This window comes from Mesorhizobium sp. LNHC229A00 (assembly GCF_000502415.1).
Taxonomy (GTDB): Bacteria; Pseudomonadota; Alphaproteobacteria; order Rhizobiales; family Rhizobiaceae; genus Mesorhizobium.
In genome coordinates, this window is sequence record NZ_AYWQ01000002.1 from 622,133 (window position 1) to 635,328 (window position 13,196).

At 63.2% G+C, this 13,196-nt stretch carries 13 protein-coding genes; 2 read left to right on the top strand and 11 right to left on the bottom strand.

The genetic code is table 11. From position 1 onward, the window contains the following. Positions 1-3: 3 nt before the first annotated feature. The 5 genes from X742_RS163530 to X742_RS163510 form a co-directional block, all read right to left on the bottom strand. Entirely contained in the window at positions 4-750 is a 747-nt protein-coding gene (locus tag X742_RS163530; protein ID WP_023770656.1) for a sugar phosphate isomerase/epimerase, read from the bottom strand. A gap of 55 nt (positions 751-805) precedes the next feature. Further along, on the bottom strand, positions 806-1,903 hold the full coding sequence (locus X742_RS163525) for an ABC transporter ATP-binding protein (protein ID WP_084569490.1): 1,098 nt from the start codon (positions 1,901-1,903) through the stop codon (positions 806-808). A 5-nt stretch (positions 1,904-1,908) separates the two neighbouring features. Further along, positions 1,909-2,844, bottom strand: coding sequence for a carbohydrate ABC transporter permease (locus X742_RS163520; protein WP_023770658.1), 936 nt, complete (start codon positions 2,842-2,844; stop codon positions 1,909-1,911). Further along, on the bottom strand, positions 2,837-3,730 hold the full coding sequence (locus X742_RS163515) for a sugar ABC transporter permease (protein ID WP_023770659.1): 894 nt from the start codon (positions 3,728-3,730) through the stop codon (positions 2,837-2,839). The genes X742_RS163520 and X742_RS163515 overlap by 8 nt, the downstream gene beginning before the upstream one ends. A gap of 97 nt (positions 3,731-3,827) precedes the next feature. Next, a complete protein-coding gene (locus X742_RS163510; RefSeq protein ID WP_023770660.1) occupies positions 3,828-5,066 on the bottom strand; it encodes an ABC transporter substrate-binding protein in 1,239 nt (412 codons plus the stop codon). Between the two features lie 400 nt (positions 5,067-5,466). On the opposite strand from X742_RS163510, the gene X742_RS163505 reads away from it, so the two are divergent. Beyond that, positions 5,467-6,516, top strand: coding sequence for a LacI family transcriptional regulator (locus X742_RS163505; RefSeq protein WP_023770661.1), 1,050 nt, complete (start codon positions 5,467-5,469; stop codon positions 6,514-6,516). Here X742_RS163505 and X742_RS163500 read toward each other — a convergent pair. After that, the gene (locus X742_RS163500; RefSeq protein ID WP_023770662.1) at positions 6,498-7,370 is read right to left on the bottom strand and encodes an NAD(P)H-dependent oxidoreductase; all 873 of its coding nucleotides are present in this window, start codon (positions 7,368-7,370) and stop codon (positions 6,498-6,500) included. The genes X742_RS163505 and X742_RS163500 overlap by 19 nt on opposite strands. A gap of 95 nt (positions 7,371-7,465) precedes the next feature. Between X742_RS163500 and X742_RS163495 the strand changes: the two genes are divergently transcribed. Further along, positions 7,466-8,398, top strand: a complete 933-nt coding sequence (locus X742_RS163495) for a LysR family transcriptional regulator (protein ID WP_023770663.1) — start codon at positions 7,466-7,468, stop codon at positions 8,396-8,398. A 50-nt stretch (positions 8,399-8,448) separates the two neighbouring features. Here the strand turns inward: X742_RS163495 and X742_RS163490 are convergent, their stop codons facing one another. The 5 genes from X742_RS163490 to X742_RS163470 form a co-directional block, all read right to left on the bottom strand. Further along, complete coding sequence (locus X742_RS163490; RefSeq protein ID WP_023770664.1) at positions 8,449-9,729, bottom strand: NAD(P)-binding domain-containing protein; 1,281 nt, start codon at positions 9,727-9,729, stop codon at positions 8,449-8,451. Positions 9,730-9,845: 116 nt separating this feature from the next. Continuing rightward, entirely contained in the window at positions 9,846-11,480 is a 1,635-nt protein-coding gene (locus X742_RS163485) for a copper resistance CopC/CopD family protein (RefSeq protein ID WP_023770665.1), read from the bottom strand. 52 nt (positions 11,481-11,532) lie between these two features. After that, complete coding sequence (locus X742_RS163480; protein ID WP_023770666.1) at positions 11,533-12,036, bottom strand: YcnI family protein; 504 nt, start codon at positions 12,034-12,036, stop codon at positions 11,533-11,535. 50 nt (positions 12,037-12,086) lie between these two features. Continuing rightward, positions 12,087-12,629 carry a copper chaperone PCu(A)C gene (locus tag X742_RS163475; RefSeq protein ID WP_023770667.1) on the bottom strand — a complete coding sequence of 181 codons (543 nt, stop codon included), beginning with the start codon at positions 12,627-12,629 and terminating at the stop codon, positions 12,087-12,089. Between the two features lie 95 nt (positions 12,630-12,724). Continuing rightward, positions 12,725-13,081, bottom strand: a complete 357-nt coding sequence (locus X742_RS163470; protein WP_023770668.1) for a hypothetical protein — start codon at positions 13,079-13,081, stop codon at positions 12,725-12,727. Positions 13,082-13,196: the final 115 nt, after the last annotated feature.

Consider the following 13,196-nt stretch of genomic DNA (forward strand, 5'->3'; position numbering starts at 1 on the left):
TTCCTAGTAGCTCTTGACGGTTGCGATCGAGCGGCGGGCGAAGCGTTCGATGTCGTTGGGATTGTCTTGTTCCATGACAAAGTATTTCGCCGCGCTCTTGGCCCGCAGCACCTTGATCAGGCCGGCCCAATCGATCGTGCCGTGGCCGACATCCGACCAGCCATCCTCATCCAGCCCCTCGCCCGCCTTCGCCATGTCCTTGACATGGACGGCGACGATGCGCTGGCCGTGCTTTTCGATCCAGGGCAGCGGATCGGAGCCGCCGCGCACCACCCAGGCGACGTCCATTTCCCAGCCGATATTGGGCGCGGACGACAGGATATGATCCTGCGGCACCGAGCCGTCGGGGAGCGTCTTGAACTCGAAATCATGGTTGTGCCAAGCGAAGCCATAGCCGGCCTTCGACGCGACCTCGCCGACCTTGGCCAGGCGCTCGCCGAAACCGCGCCAGCCGGCGGCGTCGGATGGCCTGTCCTCGGCCATCAGATAGGGACAGATCAAAAGCTTGACGCCGAGCGTTTCCGCGATCCGGCGCACGCCGTCGAAATCATTCTCCAGCGCATCGATGGAAAAATGCCCGGTCGGCATGGCAAGGCCGTTCTTGTCGAGCTCGGCGCCGAAGGCCTTGGGATCGTCATAGACGCCGCCGAACCCTTCGACCTCGGCGTAGCCGAGCTTGCCGAGCATTTCGAGCACATCGGTCCAAGGCAAGAAATTGCGGGCGCTGTAAAGTTGGAATGACCAGTTCATCATCTCTGTCCGTTCTGCTTGGGGATTGTCTTTGGGAGGATGGTTTTCTTGGGAGCTACATGCGGTTGCCGGATGGAGTATCGAACAGCGAGGCGCGGGCAGGATCAAAGCCGATCCGGATCGGGTCGCCATTGCGCAGCGTCTTTTCCGCCTCGACACGGAACGAAAAAATGCGGCTGCCGAGCTTCGTCCACACCAGCGTATCGGAGCCCATCGGCTCGACGATCTCGACGGCGGCATCGGTGGCAAAGGGCATCGAATTCGCGGCCTCGCCAAAGGCAACGTGCTCGGGCCGAATCCCGAACACGCAAGGCCCGCTCTTGTTGCCGGCGCCGTCGAAGGCATAGCGATCGAGCGGTATGGCCAAATTCCCGGTCTTGAACACCGCCGTCGTGCCAGCCTCCAACTGACCCTCGACGAAATTCATCGCAGGCGAACCGAGGAAGCCGGCGACAAACCGGTTGACCGGACGGTTGTAGATGGTCTGCGGGGCGTCGAGCTGCTGGATGACGCCGCCCTTCATCACCGCGATACGGTCGGCCAGCGTCATCGCCTCGATCTGGTCGTGGGTGACATAGATCATCGTGTTCTGCAACTTGCGGTGCAGAAGCTTGATCTCGACGCGCAGCTCCGAACGCAGCTTGGCATCGAGATTGGACAGCGGTTCGTCGAACAGGAAGACGTCGACATCGCGCACCAGCGCCCTCCCGATTGCCACGCGCTGACGCTGGCCGCCGGAGAGTGCCGCCGGCTTGCGCTGCAGCAACGGCTCGATCTGCAGGATCTCGGCGGCGCGCGCGATGCGCTTGGCGATCTCGTCCTTGGCGATGCCGGCGACACGCAGCCCGAACGACAGGTTCTTCTCCACCGTCATTTGCGGATAGAGCGCATAGGACTGGAAGACCATGCCGATGCCGCGGTCCTTGGGCTCTTCCCAGGTGACGTTCTTGCCCTTGATGAAGATGCGGCCTTCCGAAATGTCGAGCAGGCCGGCGATGCAGTTGAGCAAGGTCGACTTGCCGCAGCCGGAAGGCCCGAGCAGCACGATGAACTCGCCTTCGGCGACATCGAGATTGAGCGTCTGCAGCACCGAGACCGCGCCGAAGTTCAGCGACAGATCCTGGATCGAAACGCTGGTGCCGTTCGCCGCCATCGCCATCACCCTTTCACCGCGCCGGCGGCGATGCCGCGCACGAACAATTTGCCGGAAATGAAATAGACGATCAGCGGCACCAACCCGGTCAGGATGGTGGCGGCCATGTTGACGTTGTATTCCTTCACGCCTTGCACCGAGTTGACGATGTTGTTGAGCTGCACCGTCATCGGATAGGTGTCGGGACGGGTGTAGACGACGCCGAACAGGAAGTCGTTCCAGATCCCGGTCACCTGCAGGATGACGGCGACGACGAAGATCGGCAGCGACATCGGCAGCATGATGCGCAGGTAGATGCCCCAGAAGCCGGCGCCATCGACGCGCGCCGCCCGGAATAGCTCCTCCGGCATGGAGGTGAAATAATTGCGAAACAGAAGCGTCAGGATCGGCATGCCGAAAATGGAATGCACGATCACCAGGCCGGTAAGGCTGCCATAGAGGCCGATTTCGCGCAGGATGATGACGATCGGATAGATCATCACCTGATAGGGAATGAAGGCGCCGACGATCAGGATGACGAAGAAGGTGTCGGCGCCCTTGAAACGCCAGTTGGCCAGCGCGTAGCCGTTCACCGAGGCGATGGCGATCGACAGGATCACCGAGGGAACGGTGATGCGCACCGAATTCCAGAACCCGCGCGAGAGCCCGTCGCAATTGAGGCCGGTGCAGGCCTGCGACCACGCCTTGACCCAGGGCTCGAAGGTGATCTCGAGCGGCGGCGAGAAAATGTTGCCGAGGCGGATCTCCGGCATGCCCTTCAGCGAAGTGACGACCATCACATAGAGCGGCAGGAGATAGTAGAGCGCCACGACGATGAGTGTGCCGTACAGGAAAATGTTACGGCGCGAGAACATATGCCGCGGCTTTGGTCCGCTCGGGCCGGAGGCGCCAGCCCGGAGGTCTGACGACGTGGCGGACAAGGAGACGGCATGATCAGACACGCTTGCGGCCTCCGAATTCGAGATAGGCCCACGGCACGATGACGATCATCACCGACAGCAGCATCATGGTCGAGGCGGCAAAGCCCTGGCCGAGATTCTGGGCGAAGAACATGTAGTCGTAGACGTATTTGGCCGGCACTTCGGAGGCGATGCCCGGCCCGCCGCTGGTTTGCGCGACGACGAGGTCATAGACCTTGACGATGCCGGACGCGATGATCACCAGCGTGGTGATGAAAACCGGCCGCATCATCGGAATGATGATGAACAGATAAGTCTTCCACATGGGAATGCCGTCCACCCGTGCGGCCTTCCAGATGTCCTCGTCGATGCCGCGCAGGCCCGCCAGCATCAGGCACATGATCAGCCCCGTGCCTTGCCAAAGCGCCGCGATCGATATGCCGTAGATGACGATGCTGGAATTGTAGAGCGGATTAAAGTCGAAGCTGGTCCAGCCGAGGCCTCGTACCACGCCCTGGACGCCGAAATCCGGATTGAGCAGCCACTGCCATACAAGGCCGGTGACGATGAAGGAGAGCGCAAAGGGGTAGAGAAAGATGGTCCGGAACGTGTCCTCGAAACGGATCTTCTGGTCGAGCAGGGCAGCCAGCAGAAAACCGATCACCAGCGAGAACACCAGTGAGATCACACCGTAGATCAAGAGATTCTCGATCGAAATCAGCCAGCGCGGCGTCGCCCACAACCGGTAGTACTGGTCGAGCCCGACGAAATTCAGCCGCGGCAGCAGTTTCGAATTGGTGAAGGAGTAGAGCACCGTCCATGCGGTGCCACCGACAAAGACCACCATCGCGGTGAGGATCATCGGGATCGACGCGACCTTCGCATTGAGATTGCGGAAAAGTTGGCTCGGGCGTTCGCTCTTGCTCATCGGTACAGCCGTGCTGGATCGGATAAGGGCGGAAAGTCAGCACGCCTTGGCTCCCGGCCCTGCCTGGCAAGGTCGGGAGCGGACGGCTCCTCAGTCGTCAATCAGCCGAAGCGATGATGTCGGCGAAGCGCTTCTGCGCCTCTTCAAGGCTCATATCGGGCTTGGCGAAGAACTCCGAGAACAGGTCCTCCTTCTGCTTCTGGCTGTCCTGCGAGAGCAGCTGGTCCGTCCATGGGATGACCGCGCCCTTGGCCAGGATGGCAAGGCCTTTCTTCATGCAATCATTGGCCGCGTTGAGGTCGACGTCGCCGCGCACCGGCAGCGAGCCCTTCTTGAGGTTGAAGGCGACCTGGGTCTTGGGATCAAGCAGCGTCTGCGCCAGCACCTCCTGCGCCTTGGACTTGTCGGCGTCCTTGAGCAGCGGGAAATAGAAGGCGTCGCCGCCGGTTGCGATGACCTCGTTCAGGCCGAGGCCGGGAAGGCAGGTGTAGTCCTTGCCGGCGGTCTTGCCGGCGACCTGGAACTCGCCCTGAGCCCAGTCACCCATGATCTGCCCACCGGCCTTGCCAGTGATGACCATGTTGGTGGCCTGGTTCCAGTCCTGCACATTCGTGTTCTTGGCCATCTTGCGCGCATCGTCGGCCGCCTTGAACACCTTGGCGACTTCAGGACCGGCCGCGAACTTGGCGTCCTTGTCCTTGTAGACCTTGAGGAAGGTGTCGGTTCCGCCGACCGCGGCAAGCAGCACGTCGAAGGCGCCCGATGCCTGCCAGGCCTGTCCGCCGACCGCGAGCGGCACGATGCCGGCTTTCTCCAGCGCCGGAGCGGCGGCCACATACTCATTCCAGTCCTTCGGCACAGGCACGCCGGCCTTCTCGAACGCCGCGTTCGACAGCCACAGCCACTGCCAGGAATGGATGTTGACCGGCACGCAATAAATCTTGCCGTCAATGGTACAAGAGTCGAGCAGGCTCTTGGGCCGTACCACATCCGTCCACTTGCCCTTAGTGGCGACATCGGTGAGGTCGCGCATGAGGCCAGCCTGAACCAGCTCTTCTGCTTGCCTGCCGTGATTGAACTGCGTGGCCCCCATCGGATCGCCGCCGGTGATGCGGCTGATCATGATCGGCCGCGCCGTGCCGCCGGATCCGGCGATGGCGCCGTCGACCCAGTGATTGCCGGTGGCATCGAACGCCTTGGCGAGTTCGGCGACGGCCGCCGCCTCTCCGCCGGATGTCCACCAATGGGTCACTTCCAGATCGGTCGCGGCCGCCGGCCCGGCAAAGTTGAGCGCAACCGTCGTGGCAAAGGCAGCGGTCAGGAATTTGTATCGCATTTCGGCTTCCTCCCAGAAATCTGAAACGTTACAGATTTTCGATACGGCAATTGAAGCCCGTACGCAACCCCTTCCGGCAAGTGTCACTCCGACATTTTTCGAGCTACGAACAGAATCACTCGCTGTCGCGACATTGTGCGACGCAATATGCAGAAATGCTCCGCGTCCTAGGCAAAAGCAGCAAGAAACTTGCTAGGATCACGCTTCCCTCTGAATCCCAACGGTTTTTCGCCACGCGGTTGACGGGGTCTTTTTGCCTCCGCCAGCACCAGTTTTACACTGATCGTGACAGCTGTAACGTTTCAGTATATTCCTTCCACCGTAGGTGACGCGCCATGGGGAGCGGCCGCAACATTGCCGGGCTGCTCGGCTGCTGCTATGCGCCTGATGGGCGGGACGGATGGACAAAGAGCGCAAGGCCAAGGATGACGAGGCGACGGCACAGGAGCGGCCGACGCTGAAGACGCTTGCCTTCATGACCGGACTTGGCGTCACCACCGTCTCACGGGCCTTGAAGGACGCGCCCGAGATCGGCGCCGAGACCAGGCGCCGCGTCCAGCTCGTGGCCAAGCAGATCGGCTATCGGCCGAACCGCGCCGGCGTGCGCCTCAGGACCGGCAAGACCAATGTCATCAGCCTCGTGCTCAACACCGAGCACGAACTCATGAGCTTCGTCTCCGACATCATCTATGGCGTCACGGAAGTCATCGCCGACACGCCCTACCACCTGATCGTGACACCATATTCGCGCTCGCAGGATCCGCTGGATCCGGTGCGCTATCTCGTGGAGACAGGCTCCGCCGACGGCGTCATCATTTCACGCACGCAGCCGAACGATCCCCGCGCCCGCTACATGTTGGAGCGCGGCATTCCCTTCGCGACCCACGGCCGAACCGATATGGGGCTCGTGCATCCCTATCATGATTTCAACAATTACGCCTTCGCGGCCGAGGCGGTGCGCCATCTCGCCGGCCTGGGCCGCCGCCGGCTCGCTTTGGTGACGCCGCCGGTGGGTTTGAGCTACTACCGCCACACGGTCAACGGCTTTGCCGACGCTCTGAGCGAAGTGGGCGCCAGCGAGGTGCCGTTCAACACCGTTTCGATCGACCACTCGATCGAACAGATCAGAACCAGGACCGCGCAGCTGATGCGGCGAGACATCAGGCCGGACGGCATCATCAGCAGTGCCGCCGCCGCGACCCTCGCCATCGTCGCCGGCATCGAGGACGCCGGCCTCAAGCTCGGCCGCGACGTCGACGTGGTGTCGAAGCAATCGTCGGAATTGCTGCATCTGTTCAGGCATGAATTACTGGTCGTCAACGAAGACTTCCGCCTTGCCGGGTCGGAACTCGCTCGCTCGGTGCTCGGCTGGATCGGCGGCGCCGCGCCCGGCTCGCTGCAAAGCCTGAGCGAGCCGAAGGGCGTCGTGGCCTATCGACGCTCTGACTGAGCGTCTGCCTGGATCCGAGCGCGCAAATCCACGTCCGTTCCATGAAAGCAGGAACCGTTCTGGTCGGTAGCCCCGCGGTTCACGTGAAGTCCGAAGCCGGCTGCTTCCGGATCGCCTAGTTCGGCACGAAGCCGCATGCTCGGGATCAGATAATCGCCACCATTCTGCCGCCGATAGGGAATGGGCGCCGTGGTCGCCAGTGTCCGCATCCGTTCGCGCAGGCGTTCGGCGACAAGCTCGAAGCCGGCTGCATCGAGACGGTCCGCGCTGTAGATCACGAACGGCGGAAGCACGTCGTAGCCCGGATAATAGAGAATTCCATGATTGATCGGGAACAGCAGGTCGTCGATCGGTCCGTTGACGCCACGCGGGGAATAATGATCCTCCCAGCCGCCGGCTGTCACAATCAGCATCGCTCGCTTGCCCGCGAGTGTGCCCTCGCCGTACCGGTCACCCCATCGCTTGTCGCTATGTTCGCCGACGCCATAGGCGAAGCCGTAGGCGAAGACCCGATCGACCCAGCCTTTCAAAATCGCCGGCATGGTGAACCACCACAGCGGAAACTGCAGGATCAGCGCATCGGCCCAAAGCAGCTTCTCGATCTCGGTCTTGACGTCCGCAGTCAGCGCATTGGACTCGTATGCTTGTTTGGAGGCCACCACCGGCACCAGCCGCGCGTCTGGCGAAAGCTCGGGGAAGTCAGCGCGGTCGACCTCCGATTTCCAACTGTCCACATAGAGGTCGGACACCCGAACCTCGTGGCCTTGAGACTTGAGTTCCTTGACGGCGACGTCACGCAGCGTGCCGTTGAGCGACCGTGGCTCGGGATGGGCAAAGACAAGTAGGACTTTCATGATTCGTCGATCCTCCGTTGGAAACGTTGACCCTGAGATAGCCAGCGGCCGTATCATCCGCTACATGTCGGGAATGAATAATATTCTGCCGATTAATGGATAAATCAGCTGTCACGCTCGAGCGCATGCGCACCTTCGTGCGCGTTGCTGAACGAGGCAGTCTGTCGGCGGTCGCGCGAGAACTCGGGATCGGCCAATCGACAGTCACGCGCCATTTGAGGGAACTGGAGGACGCCGTCGGGGTCGCCTTGCTCAGCAGGACCACCCGGCGTGTCACGATGACCGATGAGGGCAGCCGCTATTATGCGGACAGCGTGCAGATCCTGCGCCTTGTCGAACAGGCGGGCGATGAGGTTCGCGGCACGCGCGCAGCGCCCGCGGGCACGATCCGGCTCTCCTGCACCGCAGCCATTGGGGTGCTTCATGTCAGCCGGCTTATCTTCGCGTTTCAGGACCGCTATCGCGACATCGGCGTCGATCTCAGCCTCACCGACGAACGCATCGACCTCGTCACGGAAGGCGTCGACATCGCGCTTCGTCTCGGCCCGCTCACCGACAGTTCCATGAAATTGCGGGCGCTCGGCCAATCGCGGCGACTGCTCGTGGGGGCGCCCGGCTATTTCGCTGAACGCGGCAGGCCTGAAAGTCCCGGAGACCTGGCCGATCACGAAGGTATCCGGATGTCAAACGTTGCCGGCAGCGACACCCTTGTGCTGCAAGGACCAGACGGCAACCGCCGTACAGTGCCGTTTGCAGGGCGCCTCCGGGTCGACCACGGACTTGCCGCACGCGAAGCCCTGCTCGCCGGGCGCGGCATTGCGCCCGCCCACCAATGGCTTGTCGGCGATCTCCTGGCGTCCGGCCGGCTTGAAGCGATTCTGCCGGACTATGCGCTGCCGTCGGTTCCGCTCAGCATGCTGATCGTCCCCGAACGGGCGGGCATCGCCCGGGTCCGGCTGCTGGTCGATTCTCTTGCCCAACAGATCGGCGGCATCCCCGGGATCGAGAAGCCGCATGTGGAGCGATAAGTATTCCGGCACGGCATCCACGCTAAGCCGGATGTTTCCATGAGCGTGATCTAGCCAGCCGCGCCGCTGCCCCACGGTCCGTGGAACGCGCCCTGCTCGCCGATGCACTCGAAACCATGCGCCCCGAAGAAGTCGCGCTGCGCCTGGATCAGGTTCGAGGTGCCGCGGCCCTGGCGGTAGCTGTCGAAATAGGCAAGAGCCGAAGACAGTGCAGGCACCGGCGCGCCGGCTTCGGAAGCCCTCGCCACGACCCGCCGCAGCGAGGGATGCGCCTCCTGCATCAAGCTGATGAAGGCTGGCGCCATCAGCAGGTTGGTCGAAGCGCCGCCACTGAAGGCCTCGGCCATCGTGTCGAGCATCTGCGAGCGGATGATGCAGCCGGCGCGCCAGATCTTGGCGATGGTCGGCATCGGCAGGTTCCAGTTGAACTCCTTCGAAGCGCCGCTCATCACCGCGAAGCCCTGCGCGTAGGCGGCGATCTTGCCGGCGAACAGCGCCAGTTCGAGGTCTTTCAGCAGCGCGTCCTTGTCGCCGGAAATCCTGGTCACGCCGATATTGCCATAGGCCTTTTCAGCCGCCTGCCGTTCGTCCTTGATCGACGACAGCACGCGCGCCGCCACCGCCGCTTCGATCGCGGTCGCCGGAATGCCGAGCTGCTGCGCCTCGATGACGGACCATTTGCCAGATCGGAAGAGCACACGTCNGAGGCCGTCACGCAGGATGCCGTAGATTTCGGCGATCATCTGCATGTCGGCATATTCGATGCCGTTATGGATGGTCTTGACGAAATGGCCGGCGCCGTCAGTGCCGAGCCAGGCCGCGCAAGGTTCGTCCTTGAACTTGGCGGAGATGGCGGTCAGCACCTTCTCTACGCGCTTCCAGGAGTCTTCCGTGCCGCCGACCATGATCGAGGGTCCGTGGCGCGCGCCCTCCTCGCCGCCGGAGACACCCATGCCGATGAAGGTCAAACCCGAGCCAGAGAGCTCGGAGAAGCGCCGCATCGTATCGCGGAAATTGGCATTGCCGGCATCGATGACGATATCGTTGTCGGACAGCACGCCACGCAGCGCTTCGAGCTGCTCGTCGACCGGCTTGCCGGCCAGCACCATGATGATGATCGGGCGCGGCGGCCGTATCGCGGCGGCGAGTTCCTCAAGGCTGTAGCAGGGGACGACCATGTCCCTGAGCGCACCGGAATTCTCGACGAAAGCGTCGGTGCGGGCCCTTGTGCGGTTGAAGACGGCGATGCGGTGCCCGTGCTCGGCGATGTTCAGCGCCAGGTTGGAGCCCATAGTGCCAAGGCCGATCAGGCCGATTTCGGCTTTTTCCATCGTTTCTTCCCTGCTTTCGGATCTGGTGTTTTCGAGCTTGCGCACATTGTTGCTTGAATGATTGACGGCCCTACAGGCCCGCGTCAACCGCCTCGCCCAATTGTGTAACCGGGACGTTACGGTCTGATGTCGACCGGCGCCTCGATCTTCACCATCTCGAAGTCCGAGACCAGGACGTCTATGCGCACCATCCAGCGGCCGGGTACAGGGATGACGAGGTTGTCGACACGCCAGCTGCCGTCGCCGGGCCTGGTGGCCGCGCGCCTCAGCGGTTCGATGCCGGAATCGGGCTTCGACAGCACCAGCGTCACCTCCTTGGCGTCTAGCGGTCCGAAATCGCCGGTCATGATGATCATCGAGGCGACCACCGGCCCAGCATGGCCGGGCGTGATGCTGAGGTCGGCCATCGCCTGCAGCGCGTGGATGTGCAGCGAAACAGGCTGCGCCGCCGCGATCGCCAGTGCTCGTGGCGGCGGCGTGAAGCGCCAGCCCGCGGCGACTCCGAAGATCGCCAGCACGATCAGCACTTCGACGCCGACCGAGCGGGTAAGCCTGCGTTGCACCTCGGTCGCTCCCGCCTCGGCCGAAGCGGTGAGCTTCCAGCGATTGACCGCGGCAAGGGTGAACAGGAAGACCAGCAATGCGAGCTTGACCAGCAGCAGCCGGCCATAGGCTGTGTCGGCCATCGCCGAGAGTGTCTGCACCTGGATCACGGCCAGCACGATGCCTGCCGCGGCAAGCAAGGCCACCACGGGCAGGATTGCCCATGAGAAGTGGTGCAGGAATTCGACGGCGCCCGCCGCCTGACGCTTCAGCGCGAGGCCAAGCGGCACCAAGGCGCCGGCCCAGAACGCGATGCCGACGCCATGCACGAAGACCAGCGGCCGTGTCAGCCATTGCGGCTCGGCCGCACTGGCATGGCCACTGGCGGCGAGTGCGACGCCGACGCCAGCCAGCCCGGCAAGGGCAAGCGGCCTTGCGGCCGCGCGCGGTCCGGCCAGCGACAGCAGGCCAAGTCCCAAGGCGACCAGGGCGATCAGCACCGTCCAGCCGAAGCTGGTGCCGAGCCCGGTGTCCCAGATCACCAGCTGCGCCAGATGGGAGAGCGGCGCCCCGAGCGCATCGAGACCCTGAAAGCCCAGCGACAAGGGCGCCGCCACCAGCCCGCACAAGATCGCGGCCGTGACAAAGCGCTGGCCGGCACGGCCATCCCCGGCCAGCCAGGCAAAGGCGAACGCGCCGCCAATGCCGAGGAAAAGGCCTATGTAGAGAAAAACCTTGCCGATCCAGATCGCCGACCGCAGCGGCCAGTCAATCGCCTCGGCCACGGCCGGCGGCTCGCTTGGCGCGCCGATGGAAAACAGCAGCGAGCCGCCGACCGGATGGCCGTCGGCGGAAATGACACGCCAACTCAGCACATGCGTGCCGGGTTTGAGTGCCCGCGGATTGTCGATCTCGACCGTCTGATCGCCAAGACGGAAGTCGGTCAGCGGAACCGGGGTGCCGTCGGGCGTCGTCAACGTCAGCACCAGCGGCGAGACCGGCTCGCTGAAGGTCAGCGAGAACCGCGCCGGGGCCTGCGCCAGCACCGCACCGTCGGCCGGATCGGTCTTGATCAGCGCCGCATGAGCAAGGGCCTGGCTTGTCGAGGCTATGACGATGAGCGCCATGGCCGCGGCGAGCAGCCCGCCGGCAATCCAGCCGACGAGCTTGCTGTTCGTATCGAGCATCCAGGAAGGTGTTGCGATCATGCCATGCCGTGGGGATGCGGCGCTCCGACAAGCAGAGCGCCAGGGAGAAAAGCTATTTCTTCGGCGTGAGCTTGATGCTGGGCGCCGGGTTCTCCAGCGCGTCCTCATCCTGTCCGGCCGCCGGAATCTCGATCCAGCGGGCGGCGGCATCGCCGCATTCCTGCACTACCGGGAAGTACAGCTTCTGGCCCGCGGGCAGGTCGGCCGTCAGCGTCGCGCGGAAGACGAACTCATCGTAGAATTCATCTGGCAAATTGCCGCCGCTCCAGTCGACTTCCTTGACCCCGTCGGCAACCGCCTGACCATAGAGCTGGTAGGATTTTTCATATTTGCCCTTCTTGGCCTGCAGCGTCCAGCCGGGCTTCGGCATCGGCTTCACCGCGATCACCCCTTCCGGGATCTGCACGCGCACGGCCGTCGTCGCCTTGCCGTCGCAGCCATGCGGCACGCGCAGCACAGCCTTGTAGGTCGAGCCGACTGCCGCCTCCTGGGTCTCGAGCGTGATGTGCGCGAAGGCGGCATTTGTCCCCAGCACGAGAAACGCGCCGGCCGCCAAAAAAATTTGTTCATGATGGTCCCTCTGATTTCAAACTGTGATCGGCGCGATCAATTGGCGTGGTCGTCCATGCCGCCCATTTCGCCCATGCCTTCGACGGCGAACTCGACATTGACCGTGCCGGCCTTCTCGAAGGTCAGCGTGGCGGCGAATTTTTCACCCTGCTTGGGTTGGCGCTTCAGGCCGATGAACATCAGGTGGTAGCCACCCGGCGCCAGCGCCACCTTGCCGCCTGCCGGGACTTCCAGGCCACCATCCACTGGCCGCATGGTCATGACGCCGTCCTTGACGCCCATTTGATGCAGTTCGGCCTTTTCCGAGACATCGGATGAAATCGACAGCAGCCGGTCCGGTGTACTGCCCTTGTTGACGATGGTGAAATAGCCGCCGGCCACCTTGGCGCCCGCAGGCGTGGCGCGCGACCAGGGGTGTTCGATGTCGAGATCGCCGACCTTGAATTCATGCCCCAGGACCGCCTGGGCGCCCAGGAAGACAAGCGCGAAGGCCAACGCGGCAAGGCCGAGATTGGCTTTGAAGCGAGACAGGGTTCGGCCGAACACAGTGCCCGCCGACATACGGAAAGGATGGGACATGGTTTGCTCCATGACGTGATGATCGCGCCGTCGCCGGTCGCGAATGTTTGATCTTGGATGAGTACGCTCGCGAAAGGTTCCGCGAGCAAGCAGGCTCAAGCCGCCGGTGGCGGCGCGCGCGGGTTCGATGGGGAGCGTTCGCGGGCGAAGTCGAGATGCGTGGTCGCCGGGAAGACGAAGGCGACGGTCTCGAAGGAAAGGGAGGCAAGCGCAAGCCCGGCATCGGGCGGCGGCGTATAGGCCGGCGAAAACATGCTGCAGCCGAGTGTGCAGCAGGCCGGCAGATGCGACGGGTGCTGGTCGCCGGCGGGAAGCTGGGTAGCGCCGTCCCGGGTACAGATGACGTTGCCGAAGGCATCGAGCAGCGCGGTATCAGGGCCGATGCTGAAGGCGAACGCGCCAAGTGTCGACTGGAGCAACAGCAAACAGCCCGCGACAAGCGCGACCGGCATGCTCCAGCGTCTCTCGCGGCGGTTCACCATTTGCCTCCTCAAACGATCGATGACTATCCCTACCACGGCAGCCAGAGGTCGAAAATCGGCAATTCCATGCTGCGGCAACACGGCA

Excerpts from the sequence above, each read along its gene's own strand:
- X742_RS163530 (WP_023770656.1), bottom strand. The coding sequence starts at position 750 with ATGAACTGGTCATTCCAACTTTACAGCGCCCGCAATTTCTTGCCTTGG.
- X742_RS163525 (WP_084569490.1), bottom strand. The coding sequence starts at position 1,903 with ATGGCGGCGAACGGCACCAGCGTTTCGATCCAGGATCTGTCGCTGAAC.
- X742_RS163515 (WP_023770659.1), bottom strand. The coding sequence starts at position 3,730 with ATGAGCAAGAGCGAACGCCCGAGCCAACTTTTCCGCAATCTCAATGCG.
- X742_RS163510 (WP_023770660.1), bottom strand. The coding sequence starts at position 5,066 with ATGCGATACAAATTCCTGACCGCTGCCTTTGCCACGACGGTTGCGCTC.
- X742_RS163505 (WP_023770661.1), top strand. The coding sequence starts at position 5,467 with ATGGACAAAGAGCGCAAGGCCAAGGATGACGAGGCGACGGCACAGGAG.
- X742_RS163500 (WP_023770662.1), bottom strand. The coding sequence starts at position 7,370 with ATGAAAGTCCTACTTGTCTTTGCCCATCCCGAGCCACGGTCGCTCAAC.
- X742_RS163495 (WP_023770663.1), top strand. The coding sequence starts at position 7,466 with ATGGATAAATCAGCTGTCACGCTCGAGCGCATGCGCACCTTCGTGCGC.
- X742_RS163485 (WP_023770665.1), bottom strand. The coding sequence starts at position 11,480 with ATGATCGCAACACCTTCCTGGATGCTCGATACGAACAGCAAGCTCGTC.
- X742_RS163475 (WP_023770667.1), bottom strand. The coding sequence starts at position 12,629 with ATGTCCCATCCTTTCCGTATGTCGGCGGGCACTGTGTTCGGCCGAACC.
- X742_RS163470 (WP_023770668.1), bottom strand. The coding sequence starts at position 13,081 with ATGCCGGTCGCGCTTGTCGCGGGCTGTTTGCTGTTGCTCCAGTCGACA.